This window comes from Erwinia sp. AC075, assembly GCF_979253995.1.
This window is the reverse complement of the sequence record NZ_CEEDEU010000001.1, coordinates 758,093-774,474: the sequence shown is the minus strand read 5'-3', so window position 1 is coordinate 774,474 and position 16,382 is coordinate 758,093. Positions and strand designations below refer to the sequence as shown.

Here is a 16,382-nt window from a genome sequence, read left to right as displayed (position 1 = left end):
AAATAATGGCAGCCATTAGAAGTGAAAATTTTTCGCCAGCGCATCAGGGAGTCAGTTTTGTTACGACACTACACGAAACAGTCCGGTCAACTGTCAGCCAGGAAAGAGTCATGAATGCAACTGTCACGCAGGATCAACCCGAGAAGAAAGGTCTGAACGATCTTTTTACTCGTTTACGCGCTAATCCTCGCATCCCAATCATCATTGCGGCGGCGGCGGTGATCGCCATCGTTATCGCCATGGCGCTCTGGGCTAAACAGCCTGAGTACCGTGTGCTGTACAACAATCTCAGTGATGAAGACGGCGGAGCAATCATTACTCAGCTCACCCAAATGAACATCCCTTATCAGTTTGATGATAAAGGCGGTGCATTAATGGTGCCGGCTGAAAAAGTGCATGAGCTGCGCCTGCGTTTAGCCCAACAGGGTCTGCCGAAAGGCGGAGCCGTGGGCTTTGAGCTGTTGGATCAGGAAAAATTCGGCATCAGCCAGTTCAGCGAGCAGGTTAACTATCAGCGCGCGCTGGAAGGTGAACTCGCGCGGACCATCGAAACGCTGGGCCCGGTTAAAAATGTTCGTGTCCACCTCGCGATGCCAAAACCGTCCCTGTTTGTCCGCGAGCAGAAATCCCCAACCGCTTCCGTCACCTTAACGCTGCAACCGGGTCGTGCGCTCGATCAGGGGCAAATCAGTGCCATCGTGCATATGGTTTCCAGCAGCGTCGCCGGACTGCCACCGGGCAATGTGACCGTTGTTGACCAGGCCGGTCACCTGCTGACCCAATCAGATAATGCTGGCCGCGATCTGAACGATGCTCAGCTGAAATACGCCACCGATGTTGAAAACCGCTTCCAGTCTCGCATCGAAGCCATCCTTAATCCTATTGTCGGAACCGGCAACGTTCATGCTCAGGTGACTGCGCAGATCGACTTTAATGCCCGTGAGCAGACCGACGAGAAATATCAGCCAAACAGCGACCCGTCTACTCAGGCTGTCCGCTCTCGCCAGACCAGCGACAGCGAACAGATTGGCGGACAGTATCCTGGCGGCGTTCCGGGTGCCCTTTCCAACCAGCCTGCTCCGGCGAATACCGCACCGGTGACCACGCCTGCGGCAAACAACCAGAACGGCCAAAACGGTCAGAATGGACAGAACGGCAACGCGGCAGCGGCGAATCAGGGTTCCAGCGCCAGCACCGCCAAGGCCGGTCCGTCGAATACCCGCACCGACAACACCACCAACTATGAAGTGGACCGCACCATCCTTCACACCAAGATGAACGTCGGTGAAGTCCAGCGCCTGTCGGTCGCGGTGGTGGTGAACTACAAAGCTGATGCAGCCGGTAAGCCAATTGCGCTGACCGATGCACAGTTGAAACAGATTGAAAACCTGACCCGTGAGGCGATGGGCTATTCGGACAAACGCGGAGACAGTCTGAACGTGGTTAACTCACCGTTCACCGTAACCGAAGACACCAGTGATGACGTACCGTTCTGGAAACAGCCGGCCTTCATCGACCAGATGATGGAACTGGGACGCTGGTTACTGGTACTGATTGTTGCCTGGATCCTTTACCGCAAGCTGGTTCGCCCACAGCTGCGCCGCAAGGCAGAGCTGGAGAAGGCTGCTGTTGAAGCCGCGGCCGTTGCTAAGCAGGCTCGGGAAGAATCTGGTGACGATGCCGTTGCCGTCAGCCTGTCGAAAGACGAGCAGGATCAGGAACGTAAATCTCAGCACCGCATGAGTGCTGAGGTCATGAGCCAGCGTATTCGCGATATGTCAGAAAATGACCCGCGTGTGGTGGCTCTGGTTATTCGCCAGTGGATGAAGGACGAGCTATGAGTCTCACCGGTACTGAAAAAAGCGCCATCCTGATGATGACGATTGGTGAAGACCGCGCTGCAGAGGTGTTCAAACACCTCGACAGCCGCGAAGTCCAACACCTGAGTTCTGCCATTTCTAATATGCGTCAGGTGTCCCACAAGCAGCTGACCGATGTGCTGCGCGAGTTCGAAATCGATGCCGAGCAGTTTGCGGCACTGAGCGTCAACTCGAATGATTATCTGCGTACGGTGCTGGTTAAAGCGCTGGGCGAGGAGAAGGCCGCCACCCTGCTGGAAGATATTCTCGAAACGCGGGAAACCACCAGCGGCATGGACACACTCAACTTTATGGAGCCACAAGCGGCGGCCGATCTTATCCGCGACGAACACCCGCAGATTATCGCCACCATCCTTGTGCACCTCAAACGTGCTCAGGCGGCGGATATTGTTGCCCAGTTCGACGAACGTCTGCGCCACGATGTGATGCTGCGTATTGCCACCTTCGGCGGCGTGCAGCCGGCGGCGTTGGCAGAACTGACCGAAGTGCTGAACGGCCTGCTCGATGGCCAGAACCTCAAGCGCGCGAAGATGGGCGGCGTGAGAACGGCGGCGGAAATCATCAACCTGATGAAGACCCAGCAGGAAGAAGCGGTTATCGAAGCGGTTCGCGAGTTCGACGGCGAGCTGGCACAGAAAATTATCGACGAGATGTTCCTGTTCGAAAACCTTATCCAGGTCGACGATCGCAGCATCCAGCGCCTGTTGCAGGAAGTGGAATCCGAATCTCTGCTGGTGGCTCTGAAAGGTTCCGAGCAGCCGTTGCGCGAGAAGTTCCTGAAAAACATGTCCTCGCGTGCGGCAGATATCCTGCGCGACGACCTGTCCAACCGTGGCCCGATGCGTATGTCTGCGGTGGAAAGCGAACAGAAAGCCATCCTGCTTATCGTTCGTCGTCTGGCAGAAAGTGGCGAGATGGTGATTGGTGGTGGCGAGGAACAGTATGTCTGATAAATCTTCCTTACCGTGGCAGCGCTGGCAGCCCAACGATCTCGGGCAGTTGAACAAGCCCAAGATCGAAGAAATCGTCGAGGAAGAGCAGCCGGAAGAACCCTTCAACCGGCAGCAGTTTGAGCTGGAGCAGCTCCAGACCCAGGTGCGCAGTGAAGCCCAGGGTCTGGGCTATGCCGAAGGTCAGCAGAAAGGCTTTGCCGAAGGCCAGAAAGCGGGATACGACGCCGGTTTCCAGCAGGGTCTGGCGGAAGCACAGCAGCAGCAGGCGCCGCTTCAGGCGCGTATGCAGCAACTGGTATCAGAATTCAACCATACGCTGGAAGCGCTGGACAGCGTGATTGCCGCCCGACTGATGCAGCTGGCGCTGGAAGCCGCGCGTCAGGTCATCGGTCAGGCGCCGCACGTCGATGGCACCGCCCTGCTTCGTCAGATTCAGGGCATGATCCAGCAGGAACCGATGTTAAGCGGCAAACCGACGCTACGTGTTCATCCGGACGATTTACAGCGCGTAGAACAAACGCTGGGTGCCACGCTCAGCCTGCACGGCTGGCGTCTGATGGCTGACAGCACGATCCATCCTGGCGGCTGCAAAGTCAGCGCTGAAGATGGCGATCTGGATGCCAGCCTCGCCACCCGCTGGCATGAACTTTGCCGCCTTGCAGCACCGGGAGAACTGTAATGACCACTCGCCTTTCACGCTGGCTTGGCGCCATGGAATCGTTCGAACAACGTTTGAACCAGTTACCCGAAGTGCGTCGCTACGGACGGTTAACCCGTGCGACCGGCCTGGTGCTGGAGGCGACCGGCTTGCAGCTGCCGCTCGGCGCCACCTGCGTGATTGAACGCGCGGATAATAATGGCGTGGCGGAAGTTGAGGCCGAAGTGGTTGGCTTCAATGGCCAGCGGCTGTTCCTGATGCCACTGGAAGAAGTGGAAGGCATCTTACCCGGCGCACGCGTTTACGCCCGTCTGTCTGGCGATAAGCACAGCGGCAAGCAGCTGATGCTCGGCCCGGAATTATTGGGCCGCGTGCTGGATGGCAGCGGTCGTCCGCTGGATGGTTTGCCGGCACCGGAAACCGGTTATCGCGCACCGTTAATCACCCCACCATTCAACCCGTTGCAGAGAACGCCGATAACCGACGTACTGGATACCGGCGTGCGCGCCATCAACGCCCTGCTGACGGTCGGACGTGGACAGCGTATGGGCCTGTTTGCCGGCTCGGGCGTCGGTAAAAGCGTGCTGCTGGGCATGATGGCCCGCTACACCAAAGCGGACGTGATTGTGGTTGGCCTGATCGGCGAACGTGGTCGCGAAGTAAAAGACTTTATCGAAAATATTCTCGGCACCGAAGGCCGTGCGCGTGCGGTAGTGATTGCGGCGCCGGCTGACGTTTCCCCCCTGCTGCGTATGCAGGGCGCATCTTATGCTACCCGTATCGCCGAAGATTTCCGTGACCGTGGCCAGCACGTGCTGCTGATTATGGATTCACTGACCCGTTACGCGATGGCACAGCGTGAAATCGCGCTGGCGATTGGCGAGCCGCCGGCAACCAAAGGCTATCCGCCATCGGTTTTCGCCAAGCTGCCGGCGCTGGTTGAACGTGCCGGTAACGGCATTGATGGCGGCGGCTCGATTACCGCTTTCTATACCGTTCTCACCGAAGGCGACGATCAGCAGGATCCGATTGCGGACTCCGCCCGCGCCATTCTGGACGGACACATTGTACTGTCCCGCCGTCTGGCGGAGTCCGGTCACTATCCGGCAATTGATATCGAAGCCTCAATCAGCCGCGTGATGGCGCACCTGATTGATGAGCCGCACTACGCGCGGGTTCGCCAGTTCAAACAGTTACTGTCGAGCTATCAGCGTAACCGTGATCTGGTCAGCGTCGGCGCTTACGCCGCAGGCAGCGATCCGACACTGGATAAAGCAATCAAACTCTACCCGGAGCTGGAAACCTTCCTGCAACAGGGCATGTTTGAGCGCAGCACATTTGACGATGCCTGTTTGCACCTACAGGCAATCTTTGGCTAACGGGCGGCCCGAGCGGAGAAGTCCGACCCTGGCGGAGGAAGCATGGCAAAACAAGCATCACCCATCGAAACCCTGTGCGGTCTGGCACAGAAAGATCTTGAGAAGGCGGCCATCCAGTTGGGTGACGTCCGGCGCGCACACAAGCAGGCCGACGAACAGTTATCCATGCTGCTGAACTACCAGGACGAATACCGTAAAACGCTGAACAACACCATGGCGGAAGGCATTGCCAGCACCCGCTGGTACAACTACCACCAGTTTATCGAAACGCTGGAAAAAGCCATCGAACAGCATCGTCAGCAGCTCCTGCACTGGAGCAGTCGGGTGGAAAACGCCCTGACCTTCTGGCGCGATAAGCAGCAGCGGCTCCATGCCTACGAAACGCTGCATGCGCGTGCGCAGGCCAACGAATTATTACAGGAAAACCGTCTCGATCAGAAACGGATGGATGAATTTGCCCAACGGGCATCATTGAGGAAAGGCGAATGATCACTTTGCCACTTGTTGTTACTTCCGGGACCAAAACCACGACGTCCAGTCATTCCGCCTCTGCGTCAGCGTCAGCAGACGTGGGGACCGATACCACCACCGCCGCAGCAGGCGAAGAGTCCGCTGCGGGTGAAGGCACTTCTAAAGGCTTTTTGACCCTGCTGGGAAACAAGCTGCTGACCCTGGCGCAACAGAGCGAAAAAGGCCAGGCCACTGCCGCCGCAGCCACCACCGCGGCTGCCGGTGAAACCGCCGACGCGGGCCAGTCTTCCAAAGCCAGGCTGAATGCCCTGCTGGCGGCGCTGGACAAGCCGGAAACCCTGAGTGCCCTGCTGCAGCCAGAGAAAACCGGCAAAGACATCAAGACCGACGATAAAACCACGGACGAAAGTCAGGCCGCCGCGCCAACGCTGAATCAGAGCGATATGCAAACGCTGCAGGCGCTGTTCGCCATGCTGCCACCCACCACCGCCCAGCCGGTGACGACACAGGCCAAAGGCACCGAATCGCTGTCTGACGAACAAAGCATTAAGGGCGCGAAGCAGTCGACCCTCGCTTCGCTGCTCGGCGCGGACACCACGGAAGAGAGTGATAAAGGCAACGTCAGCGGCAAGGCCGATACGGCCACCACCACCGCATCCACTGCCGGCGCGTCTCAGAAAGCCACGGTGGATACCAGCGTGCTGAATACCGCTTTCCAGCAGGCCATGGGCCACGCGGGCAAAGAGACAGATAAAGAAAATTCAAGTTCTGCCCCCGCGTCGACGATAACCAATAATGTTATCAGTGCGGCTTCTTCACTGACCACGCCGGTCACCACTTCACTGGTGACGGCGCCGGCCAGCGCGCAGCTAAGTTCACAGCTTGGCAGCCAGGAGTGGCAGCAGGCGTTAGGTCAGCAGATCCTGATGTTCAGCAAAAACGGTCAGCAAACGGCTGAACTGCATTTGCATCCACAGGATTTGGGCAGCATTCAGATCAGTCTGAAGCTGGATAACGACCAGGCGCAGTTGAATATGGTGTCGGGCCACAGCCAGGTTCGTGCGGCGTTGGAAGCGGCTATTCCGCAGCTGCGTACCGCACTGGCAGAAAACGGCATCAACCTCGGCCAGAGTAACGTTAGCAGCGATGCGTTCCAGCAGGGTCAGAGCTCTGGCAACCAGCAGGATCCGCAGCGTAATAACTCACGTGGTAACACATTTAGTCTTGCAGCAGAAAACGACAGTGATGTCACCGCGATTGCCGTTCCAGCCTCATTACAGGCGCGTGCAGCCGGTTCCAACGCTGTTGATATTTTCGCCTGACGGTGACAAACGCATAAGCTAGTGGCAAAACGCGCGTCTTATCTGCCTATTGTTTAGCGCAAGACGCGCCATAATCTGCCCATAACACCGTGGGATAGCGGATTAAGTGGCACCGCACCTCGAAGATAATCACAGGAAGTTATAGCTCATATGACTGATAAGAAAGCCAAAAGCGGCAAACGTAAGCTCCTGATACCCCTGTTACTGCTCGTAACAGTGGTTGCTTGCAGCGTGGCGGGCTATATGGTCTGGCACATGATGAAGTCCCCTGCTGACAGTGCGAAGGCTGAAAAACCTGCCGTGCCTGTCGCACCGGTCTTCTATGCGCTGGACACCTTCACCGTTAACTTAATCAATCCAGACAACGATCCCGATCGGGTGCTGTATGTTGGCTTTACGCTACGTCTGCCTGACGAAGACACCCGTCGTCGCATTAACGACTATCTGCCGGAAGTTCGCAGCCGTCTGCTTCTGTTGCTCTCCCGCCAGGACGCTTCCGCGTTAAGCAGCGAGCAGGGCAAACAGGAACTGATGAAACAAATCAAAGCTGTACTGGCACCACCGCTGGTACAAGGTGAACCTCAGCAGGTTGTGAACGATGTTCTGTTCACTGCCTTTATCCTGAGGTAGACATTATGGGCGACAGCATTCTCTCACAAGCGGAAATCGACGCACTGCTCAATGGCGACAGCGACAGTGCGGCAGAAGAAACCACCACCAGCAAGGGCGATAACGATATTCGTCCGTATGATCCTAATACCCAGCGTCGCATGGTTCGCGAACGTCTGCAGGCGCTGGAGATCATCAACGAACGTTTTGCCCGCTCTTATCGCATGGCGTTGTTTAACCTGCTGCGCCGCAGCCCGGACATCACGGTAGGGGCGATTAAAATTCAGCCTTACCATGAGTTTGCCCGTAACCTGCCGGTGCCGACCAACCTGAACTTGATCCACCTGAAGCCGCTGCGCGGTACGGCGTTGGTGGTGTTCTCGCCAAGCCTGGTGTTTATCGCCGTGGATAACCTGTTTGGCGGTGACGGTCGTTTCCCGACAAAAGTGGAAGGCCGCGAGTTTACCGCGACCGAACAGCGGGTGATCCGCCGCATGCTGAAACTGGCCCTTGAAGGCTACAGCGAAGCGTGGAAGCCGATTTATCCGCTGGACGTAGAGTATGTGCGCTCAGAAATGCAGGTGAAGTTCACCAACATCACCACCTCGCCGAACGATATCGTGATCACCACGCCGTTCCAGGTCGAGATTGGTAACCTGGTCGGTGAGTTCAACATCTGTATCCCGTTCAGCATGATTGAGCCACTGCGTGAAACGCTGGTCAATCCACCGCTGGAGAACTCCCGCCAGGAAGACCAGAACTGGCGCGACACGCTGGTGAAGCAGGTTCAGCACTCCGAACTGGAGCTGATTGCCAACTTTGGTGAAGTGTCGATGCGCATTTCCCGTCTGCTGGCGCTGAAGCCAGGTGACGTTTTACCGATTGAAAAGCCGGACCGCATCATCGCCCATGTCGACGGCGTGCCGGTGTTAACCAGCCAGTACGGCACCCTTAACGGGCAGTACGCGCTGCGTGTGGAACATCTGATTAACCCGATTTTGAATTCGATGAACGAGGAACAGCCCGATGAGTGATACGAATAAGCCGTCCGAAGACGACATCTCCGCGGACGACCTGTGGGCTGACGCGATGAATGAGCAAGCCAGCACGCCGTCTTCTGAAGGGGTGTTTAAATCTCTGGAGAGCAACGATATCACCGGTTCGCTGCAGGATATCGATCTGATTATGGACATCCCGGTCAAACTGACCGTGGAGCTGGGCCGCACCAAAATGACCATTAAAGAGCTGCTGCGTCTGACTCAGGGTTCCGTGGTCTCACTGGAAGGCCTGGCGGGCGAGCCGCTGGATATCCTGATCAACGGCTATCTGATTGCGCAGGGTGAAGTGGTGGTGGTGGCCGATAAATACGGCGTGCGTATCACCGACATCATCACCCCGACCGAACGTATGCGTCGTCTGAGCCGCTAAATGAAGACCGGTTCACTCCAGCCAATACCAGCAGGTCAGCCTGCTGTGTCCACCGGTTCGATGCTGACGCAGGTCAGCAGCGTGCTGGCGGTGATTATCCTGCTGATCCTGGCCTGTGCCTGGATAGCAAAACGCTTTGGCTTTACGCCGAAACGCGGCATTCGCGGGCAAAGCAGCCTGACCGTCAGCGCCAGTTGCCAGGTTGGCCAGCGCGAACGCGTGGTGATTGTCGATGTGGAAGATGCCCGTTTGGTGCTGGGTGTGACCGGTCAACAGATTACCCATTTACATACCCTGCCGCCTAAACCGCAGCAGGAAAATCCGGAGCCTCCGGCTGCGACGGCAGACTTCCGTCAGGTGTTACAGTCCTTACTCAAACGCCCCGGTAAGCCATAATGAAACGCTTTCTTCCTCTGCTGGCGCTGTTTTTACTGATCGCGCCTGATGTGCACGCGCAGCTGCCTGGCCTGATGAGCCACCCAACCGCCAACGGCGGCCAGAGCTGGTCCTTACCGGTACAGACGCTGGTATTCATCACCTCGCTGACCTTCCTGCCCGCCATCCTGCTGATGATGACCAGCTTCACCCGCATCATTATCGTGTTTGGCCTTCTGCGTAACGCACTGGGCACGCCGTCCGCACCGCCAAACCAGGTGCTGCTCGGTCTGGCGCTGTTCCTGACCTTCTTTATTATGGGTCCGGTGTTCGACAAAATTTACCAGGATGCTTATCTGCCGTTCAGTCAGGACAAGATCAGCATGCAGGATGCGATTGATAAAGGGGCACAGCCGCTGCGTGAGTTTATGCTGCGCCAGACCCGTGAAGCCGACCTTGCGCTGTTTGCCCGTCTTTCAAACTCCCCGCCATTGCAGGGACCGGAAGCCGTGCCGATGCGTATTCTGTTACCCGCCTATGTCACCAGCGAATTGAAAACGGCTTTCCAGATTGGTTTTACCGTGTTTATCCCGTTTTTGATTATCGACCTGGTGGTTGCCAGCGTACTGATGGCGCTGGGGATGATGATGGTGCCACCGGCCACTATCTCACTGCCCTTTAAGCTGATGCTGTTTGTATTAGTTGACGGCTGGTCGCTGCTGGTCAGCTCGCTGGCGCAAAGTTTTTACAGTTAACCGTTTATTTGCCAAAAAAATTGAGGGCGGAGCCACTTCGCCCCGAAAAATGCACTTCCCTTTTATTTCTCCGGAGTCTCTATGACACCTGAATCGGTTATGGTTATCGGGCACGATGCAATGCAGGTTGCCCTGGCAGTTGCTGCCCCACTGCTGCTGGCCGCGTTGGTCAGCGGTCTGATTATCAGCCTGCTGCAGGCGGCGACCCAGATCAACGAACAGACCCTCTCTTTTATCCCGAAAATCCTCGCGGTTGTCGCCACTATGGTGATCGCCGGGCCGTGGATGCTGAATCTGGTACTCGACTATATGCGTACCCTGTTCACTAACCTCCCGTATATGATCGGTTAATGATTAACATCGACAGCAGTCAGCTGGTGTTCTGGATCAGCCAACTCTTCTGGCCGCTGGCGCGTGTACTGGCGTTGATCATGACCGCGCCACTGCTGAGCGAGAAATCCATCAGTAAGAAAGTGAAAATCGGCCTCGGCGTGATGATCACTTACGTTCTGCTGCCTTCTTTACCGCCGACAAACGTGACGCTGTTCTCAGTTGGCGGATTCTGGCTGTTGATTCAGCAAATTCTGATTGGTGTGGCGATAGGTTTTACGATGCAATTCGCCTTCGCTGCGGTGCGGACGGCGGGAGAAGTAATTGGTTTGCAAATGGGACTGTCCTTTGCCACCTTCTTCGATCCGGCCAGCCGTTTGAACATGCCGGTATTGGCACGATTTCTCGATATGCTGGCCATGCTGCTGTTTTTGTCCTTCAACGGACATCTCTGGCTGATCTCGATGGTTGCCGACAGTTTTCACACCTTGCCGATCGGCGGCGATCCGATCAACGGCAATGCTTTCCTTGCCCTGACCAAAGCGGCCAGTCTAATTTTCCTTAACGGTCTGCGATTAGCGCTACCGTTGATAACTCTGCTCCTCACCCTTAACCTGGCACTGGGTTTGTTAAACCGTGTTGCACCTCAACTGTCGGTTTTCGCTATTGGCTTCCCGGTCACCTTATCTATAGGGATCATCTTCATTAGCCTGATGATGCCCCTCCTCGCCCCATTCTGTGAGCATTTGTTCAGTGAAGTGTTTGATTTACTCGCCAGTGTACTTAGCGAGATGCCCGCCAGATAAATTAATGTATCCATAGATCATAATGTCGCTACTGTTAAGTATGTGAAATGTGTTTGTGCATTTTTCGAACCAAAATTATCAGAATTTCATTAAGGAAATTCTGATAAGTTAATTCGGACAATGAAAATTATTCTTATTAAATCCCAGTTAGCGTATTTTGATTTTCGAAACGGGTAGATTGTTACGGGAACGTTAATGTTCATAAAACAAACAACTGCCTGTTTTTACTGGAAATTTTATTTTTGGTGGTTTATCTTGTGTCAAACCGCATTTTGCGGCATTGTCAACACACCACACAGCGTCACACATTCGCATGACGAATGTTTTTTAGGAATCGTCCTATCAGACTTTTCTGTGTTTTGCGCGATAGTGGCGTGGCTCACAAAAAACATGCTGCATGCTGTGCTAAGAAAATTTGCCAGTCACTCATTCTGAACGTGGATTTTCAGCGTCGAAAGACTGGTTTTATCTGCTGACTAAACCTAAATATTACCTCGGGCATGGACAGATCTGACCAGTGGGCGCTCGCTCACACAGATTTACTGCCGGGTAAATAATAAGATCGTCATAAGAACAATTTACTCTTGTAACTACACAAACGCGTAATTCATCGTTGATTTAAACGGATAACAATTTGGTGAGGGTCGCTACAATGCCAACAATTATAATGGATTCATGCAGCTATACACGGCTAGGGCTTACCGATTATATGACTGTGAAGGGTGTTAAAAAGAAAAACATTACTTCCGTCACTGACATTGATCAATTACAAGCAAAATGCCAACAGTATCAGCCAGGCGTGGTTTTTATTAACGAAGATTGTTTCATTCATGAAGCAGATGCCAGTCAGCGCATAAGAAATATTATTATGCAGCATCCTGACACGCTGTTCTTTATCTTCATGGCCATATCTAACATCCATTTTGAGGAATATCTCTACGTTCGTAAGAACCTGATTATTACATCAAAATCGATTAAGCCGGCCACTCTGGATAATTTATTGCTGTCTTATTTTCAAAAGAAACTCAATGTTTCCCCGCGGTATTCCGCAGGTTTCGACGTGCATCCACTGACGCTGAGCCAAACAGAATCAAATATGCTTAAAATGTGGATGTCTGGCCACGATACAATTCAAATATCGGATAAAATGCAAATTAAGGCCAAGACGGTTTCCTCCCATAAAGGAAATATTAAACGCAAAATTAAAACACACAACAAACAAGTTATTTATCATGTGGTCCGTTTGACGGACAATGTCACCAGTGGCATTTATGTTAATGTGAGATAATCACATCCTGCACAGTAAAAATGCCGGCGTTTGCCGGCTTTTTCTTTTTTTGAGCAAAGTGTTAACCAGATCTCATTTCCCCGCTAAGCCTTTTCCGCCTGTTGCCGATGTTCTGTAGACAGACCGAAGCTCCCCGCTTCGCTTACCCCTTACAGAGAGCAAAAGGACATGAAATCATCACACCTCAATGCCGAACAAAACGGGATCAGTTTCTGGCAACATCTGCGACTGGTACCTTTATTTTCCGCGATCCTGGGTGGCATCCTGCTGTTGTTTGCCCTGTGTATTGCGCTGGCCAGCTATTTTCTTATCCAGAGTAATCAGTCACTGAAGGACGTCACGGAAGAAATTCAGGTCCGAATGGCGATTTCGAACAGTTCTAACCATTTACGTACCGCCCGCCTGAATATCATCCATGCCGGTGCCTCCGCCCGAATCGGCGAGATGGATGCCTTTAACGATAATGTTAAGCAAACCGAAAAGCGTATTCAGCAAGCGACGGAAAGCTTTAATGCTTACCTGAATCGTCGGGTGAAAACCCCGGAAGATATGGCGCTGGATGGCGAGCTGAAAACCAAATTCGATGCCTATGTCACTCAGGGCCTGTTGCCGATGGTGAAAAGCGCCAAAGACGGCAGTTTCGAAGGGGTGATTGCGCAGGAAACGGATTACACCCGTAAGTTTGATGATGCGTATAACGCCGTATTATTAAAAGCCATTGCCATTCGTACTCAACGCGCCGACGCCATTAATAAACAGGCCGAATCACAAACCCGGCTGGGCTTTATTATGATGGCCGCCGCGTTTGCTGCCGCGCTGTTACTCACCCTGGCGACCTTTATCTTCCTGCGTCGTGTGGTGATCACGCCACTGCGTCAGGCGGTTGAGCGAATTGAACATATTTCCCGTGGCGATTTAACCGCGCCGCTGCAAAATTGGGGAAGAAGTGAAATCGGCACGCTGGGCAGCAATCTGCAAAATATGCAGCAGTCGCTGGTGAAAACCGTCGGCACCGTCCGTGAAGGTGCGGTGGCGATTTATCAGGGTTCCAGCGAAATCTCCGCCGGGAACACCGACCTCTCCTCGCGCACCGAACAGCAGGCCGCCGCGCTGGAACAGACCGCAGCCAGTATGGAACAGCTGACCGCCACGGTGAAACAGAATGCCGAGAACGCGCATCATGCCAGCCAGCTGGCCGCCGATGCCTCAGGTAAAGCCAGTCAGGGCGGCGAAATTGTCTCCGGTGTGATCAGCACCATGAACAATATCTCCACCAGCTCCAAGAAAATTGCCGAAATTACCACGGTGATCAACAGTATCGCCTTCCAGACCAATATTCTGGCGCTGAATGCGGCGGTCGAAGCCGCCAGGGCGGGAGAACAGGGTCGCGGTTTTGCCGTGGTCGCCAGCGAAGTGCGTAACCTGGCCCAACGCAGTGCGGGCGCGGCGAAAGAGATTGAAGGATTGATTTCTGAATCGGTGGAGTTGATTGGCAAAGGGTCTTCGCAGGTCAGCCATGCCGGCGACACCATGACCGACATTGTCGGTGCGGTGCGCCGTGTTACCGACATTATGGCCGAGATTGCCGCCGCCTCTGATGAACAGAGTCGCGGTATCCAGCAGGTCAGCCTGGCGGTGACCGAAATGGATAACGTGACGCAGCAGAACGCCTCGCTGGTTGAGGAAGCTTCTGCGGCCGCCTCTTCTCTGGAAGAACAGGCTTCACGCCTGACCCAGGCCGTTGCCGCCTTCCATCTGAGTGACAGCACGCCACGCCGCGTAGCACAGCCGGTGCAGGCGGTTCAGCCTAAAGCCGCGCTGGCCACCGGCCGCCCTGCGCTGGCGAACAGCGACAACTGGGAAACCTTCTGATCGAAAAGGGGCGAACTTTTCAGTTCGCCCCTTCACTTCAATGACGCGCTGCCGGGTCAGAGGCAGCAGGATCGCAACACCGTTCCAGCCGTCAGGCTTCCGGATGTGGCTCCACAAAGATGCCATCGCTGTGGCCAATCTCATTGAAGAACCAAATCCCCAGCGGATAGTCTTCCAGCGCAACCAGAAACATCGTTCCCTCACTGAAATCTTCTACAGCCAGCACTTTGCCCGGTCGGCGTGGGCCTCCGTCGGTTTTGACCGTGACCCGATCGTTCACTTTCATTGCGTTCCTCCCTTGATAGATGCGCTAAGTTTAACCGAAATTAACGCCTCTGGCAGTGGAGTCATTTAACGACGTGCAATTACCCACACCGCGTGGATAATTCCCGGGATATAGCCGCAAAGCGTTAGCAGAATATTCAGCCAGAACGCGCCGCCGAAACCGACCTGCATGAACACCCCAACTGGCGGTAAAATAATCGCAATAATGATACGTAAAAGGTCCATGTCGCCTCCATAGCGTGGATTGAAACTTATTATTGTCTAATCGACTGATAAGTATAGCCGTTATGCATAATGCCGCCCGGTGGCAGCGTGTAAAACAACGTAATGTCTGGCGCAACGCCTCTTTTCACTTTCTTAACGTTTCGCGGTGGGACTTCTGACAGGGAGATTGCATACACTCTCCCCACTGCACCATCCCCAAAGGCGCAGTCAACCTAAAAGTAACAAGGATTTTTGCCCGCGCAGCGCGGGCTTTTTTTTGCCTGTTTCCCGCCTCCCCTTTCCTTCCCGCCATCTATACTCAGTTGATACGATCGGCTGAGGAACTCCATGATGACTATTGCAAAAGAGTACAGCGACAACGTTCAGCGTGAAGTCAATATTGACGTTGAGGCGTTACTGGAAGCGATCCAGGATCGTTCCAGCGGTGAGGTCAAAGAGTTTATGGATAATGACCGCGCGCACAAAGTCAGGGTGGATGGTCGGGAGTACCGTTCGTACACCGAACTGGCCGACGCCTTCGAACTCGATATCCGCGATTTTACGGTTTCGGAAGTGAACAGATAAAAAAAATCCCGGCCATCTGGCCGGGAATGAAAAATTCATTTGAAATTCGTTACAGAGGAAATTCTCTGACTGCAGCAGAGTACCTGACTTCTCTACTAAGACAAGTCCCAAGTTTCGCCAAAGTTGTACAGGATTGTGAAAATTGTACATGGCGTAAATCGGTCAACCCAATGCTGCCGCGTGTTGAGACGGCATTCTCATTTTATTTTGCCCTTGTACAACCCCCGCTATTTTTTAGGATAATTCTCATCACTTCTCCGGCCTTAACGGACAGTATTTCTGCGCTTCAGCCTTCGGAGTCTCCAGCCGGAGTTATACTCTCTGATTATCCTGCATTTTTATCGTTGTGAACGAGGAGGATGGCTTATGCCCACGCTGAATGATCCCCTGATGATTGTGACGGATTTAGATGGCTCCCTGCTCGATCATCATACCTACAGTTGGCAGCCTGCTCAGCCCTGGCTGGATCGCCTTAATGAGCAGCAGATCCCGGTAGTCATTTGTTCCAGTAAAACCGCCGCCGAAATCCTGCCGCTTCAGCGCCAGCTGGGTCTTACCGGCGCACCCTATATTGCGGAAAATGGCGCCATCATCCATTGGGAAGGGTTTAAGGACGCCCTGGCTCAACCGACACAGAAGGGTTACACCGAGATTTGCCAGACCCTGCACGCGCTGCGCGACCACTATCACTTCAAGTTCACCGGTTTTGCCGATGTGACCGAACAGGAAGTGGCTGACTGGACCGGGTTGACGCTGCATAACGCCTCGCTGGCGCGCATGCGTGAAGGATCGGAAAGCCTGATCTGGCGGGACACCGAACAACAGTTCACGGCCTTTAAGCAGGCGCTGGCCGCCGAGCAGCTGGGCCTGTTGCAGGGAGGACGTTTCTGGAGTGTCACCAATCAGGGTGCGGGAAAAGGCGCGGCGCTGGACTTTTTGCTCAGCCACTACCCGAATCCATCCGGCCAACACTGGCTGACGGTGGGCTTAGGCGACGGTCCCAATGATGCGCCGATGCTGGATAAAGTCGATTTTGCCGTCATTATTAAGGGTTACAGTAAAACACCCGTCACGCTGCAGCGTGAAGATAACGAGCACGTTTTCCACAGTGCGTATTTCGGCCCTGAAGGCTGGAGTGAAGGTCTTACGCACTTTTTAAACCAGGGGTGAGGATCGGCCTGC

At 54.3% G+C, this 16,382-nt stretch carries 19 protein-coding genes; 17 read left to right on the top strand and 2 right to left on the bottom strand.

Annotated elements, in window-relative coordinates; all coding sequences use genetic code 11:
- Window positions 1–110 precede the first annotated feature (110 nt).
- The 15 genes from fliF (at window position 111) to AC0IXH_RS03560 (ending at window position 14,126) form a co-directional block, all read left to right on the top strand.
- Window positions 111–1,841: a flagellar basal-body MS-ring/collar protein FliF gene (gene fliF / locus AC0IXH_RS03630; RefSeq protein WP_013202673.1), complete on the top strand. Its 1,731-nt coding sequence runs from the start codon at window positions 111–113 to the stop codon at window positions 1,839–1,841.
- On the top strand, window positions 1,838–2,830 hold the full coding sequence (gene fliG / locus AC0IXH_RS03625) for a flagellar motor switch protein FliG (protein WP_013202674.1): 993 nt from the start codon (window positions 1,838–1,840) through the stop codon (window positions 2,828–2,830). Before fliF ends, fliG begins: the two co-directional genes overlap by 4 nt.
- Window positions 2,823–3,512 carry a flagellar assembly protein FliH gene (gene fliH / locus AC0IXH_RS03620; protein ID WP_013202675.1) on the top strand — a complete coding sequence of 230 codons (690 nt, stop codon included), beginning with the start codon at window positions 2,823–2,825 and terminating at the stop codon, window positions 3,510–3,512. Before fliG ends, fliH begins: the two co-directional genes overlap by 8 nt.
- On the top strand, window positions 3,512–4,870 hold the full coding sequence (gene fliI, locus AC0IXH_RS03615; RefSeq protein WP_013202676.1) for a flagellar protein export ATPase FliI: 1,359 nt from the start codon (window positions 3,512–3,514) through the stop codon (window positions 4,868–4,870). The genes fliH and fliI overlap by 1 nt, the downstream gene beginning before the upstream one ends.
- 42 nt (window positions 4,871–4,912) lie before the next feature.
- Window positions 4,913–5,359, top strand: coding sequence for a flagellar export protein FliJ (gene fliJ, locus AC0IXH_RS03610; protein WP_013202677.1), 447 nt, complete (start codon window positions 4,913–4,915; stop codon window positions 5,357–5,359).
- A complete protein-coding gene (locus AC0IXH_RS03605) occupies window positions 5,356–6,663 on the top strand; it encodes a flagellar hook-length control protein FliK (protein ID WP_346594279.1) in 1,308 nt (435 codons plus the stop codon). Before fliJ ends, AC0IXH_RS03605 begins: the two co-directional genes overlap by 4 nt.
- A gap of 150 nt (window positions 6,664–6,813) precedes the next feature.
- Window positions 6,814–7,293, top strand: a complete 480-nt coding sequence (gene fliL, locus AC0IXH_RS03600; protein WP_013202679.1) for a flagellar basal body-associated protein FliL — start codon at window positions 6,814–6,816, stop codon at window positions 7,291–7,293.
- A 5-nt stretch (window positions 7,294–7,298) separates the two neighbouring features.
- Window positions 7,299–8,306 (top strand): flagellar motor switch protein FliM, encoded by a 1,008-nt coding sequence (gene fliM / locus AC0IXH_RS03595; RefSeq protein WP_013202680.1) that lies wholly within the window; start codon window positions 7,299–7,301, stop codon window positions 8,304–8,306.
- Window positions 8,299–8,700 (top strand): flagellar motor switch protein FliN, encoded by a 402-nt coding sequence (fliN, locus tag AC0IXH_RS03590; protein WP_013202681.1) that lies wholly within the window; start codon window positions 8,299–8,301, stop codon window positions 8,698–8,700. The genes fliM and fliN overlap by 8 nt, the downstream gene beginning before the upstream one ends.
- Window positions 8,701–9,096 (top strand): flagellar biosynthetic protein FliO, encoded by a 396-nt coding sequence (gene fliO, locus AC0IXH_RS03585; RefSeq protein ID WP_013202682.1) that lies wholly within the window; start codon window positions 8,701–8,703, stop codon window positions 9,094–9,096.
- Window positions 9,096–9,830 carry a flagellar type III secretion system pore protein FliP gene (fliP, locus tag AC0IXH_RS03580; RefSeq protein ID WP_013202683.1) on the top strand — a complete coding sequence of 245 codons (735 nt, stop codon included), beginning with the start codon at window positions 9,096–9,098 and terminating at the stop codon, window positions 9,828–9,830. The genes fliO and fliP overlap by 1 nt, the downstream gene beginning before the upstream one ends.
- A gap of 81 nt (window positions 9,831–9,911) precedes the next feature.
- Window positions 9,912–10,181 carry a flagellar biosynthesis protein FliQ gene (fliQ, locus tag AC0IXH_RS03575; RefSeq protein ID WP_013202684.1) on the top strand — a complete coding sequence of 90 codons (270 nt, stop codon included), beginning with the start codon at window positions 9,912–9,914 and terminating at the stop codon, window positions 10,179–10,181.
- Window positions 10,181–10,966 carry a flagellar biosynthetic protein FliR gene (fliR, locus tag AC0IXH_RS03570; RefSeq protein WP_013202685.1) on the top strand — a complete coding sequence of 262 codons (786 nt, stop codon included), beginning with the start codon at window positions 10,181–10,183 and terminating at the stop codon, window positions 10,964–10,966. The genes fliQ and fliR overlap by 1 nt, the downstream gene beginning before the upstream one ends.
- Before the next feature lie 652 nt (window positions 10,967–11,618).
- A complete protein-coding gene (rcsA, locus tag AC0IXH_RS03565) occupies window positions 11,619–12,254 on the top strand; it encodes a transcriptional regulator RcsA (RefSeq protein WP_013202686.1) in 636 nt (211 codons plus the stop codon).
- Between the two features lie 168 nt (window positions 12,255–12,422).
- Entirely contained in the window at window positions 12,423–14,126 is a 1,704-nt protein-coding gene (locus tag AC0IXH_RS03560) for a methyl-accepting chemotaxis protein (RefSeq protein ID WP_471719980.1), read from the top strand.
- Between the two features lie 91 nt (window positions 14,127–14,217).
- Here AC0IXH_RS03560 and dsrB read toward each other — a convergent pair whose 3' ends face one another.
- Together dsrB and AC0IXH_RS03550 are read right to left on the bottom strand one after the other, a co-directional pair.
- A complete protein-coding gene (gene dsrB / locus AC0IXH_RS03555; RefSeq protein ID WP_013202688.1) occupies window positions 14,218–14,412 on the bottom strand; it encodes a protein DsrB in 195 nt (64 codons plus the stop codon).
- 65 nt (window positions 14,413–14,477) lie between these two features.
- Complete coding sequence (locus AC0IXH_RS03550) at window positions 14,478–14,636, bottom strand: YqaE/Pmp3 family membrane protein (RefSeq protein ID WP_013202689.1); 159 nt, start codon at window positions 14,634–14,636, stop codon at window positions 14,478–14,480.
- A 330-nt stretch (window positions 14,637–14,966) separates the two neighbouring features.
- Between AC0IXH_RS03550 and yodD the strand changes: the two genes are divergently transcribed.
- Window positions 14,967–15,200: a YodD family peroxide/acid resistance protein gene (gene yodD / locus AC0IXH_RS03545; protein WP_053142415.1), complete on the top strand. Its 234-nt coding sequence runs from the start codon at window positions 14,967–14,969 to the stop codon at window positions 15,198–15,200.
- Window positions 15,201–15,566: 366 nt separating this feature from the next.
- Complete coding sequence (locus tag AC0IXH_RS03540; RefSeq protein ID WP_206400607.1) at window positions 15,567–16,370, top strand: mannosyl-3-phosphoglycerate phosphatase-related protein; 804 nt, start codon at window positions 15,567–15,569, stop codon at window positions 16,368–16,370.
- Window positions 16,371–16,382: the final 12 nt, after the last annotated feature.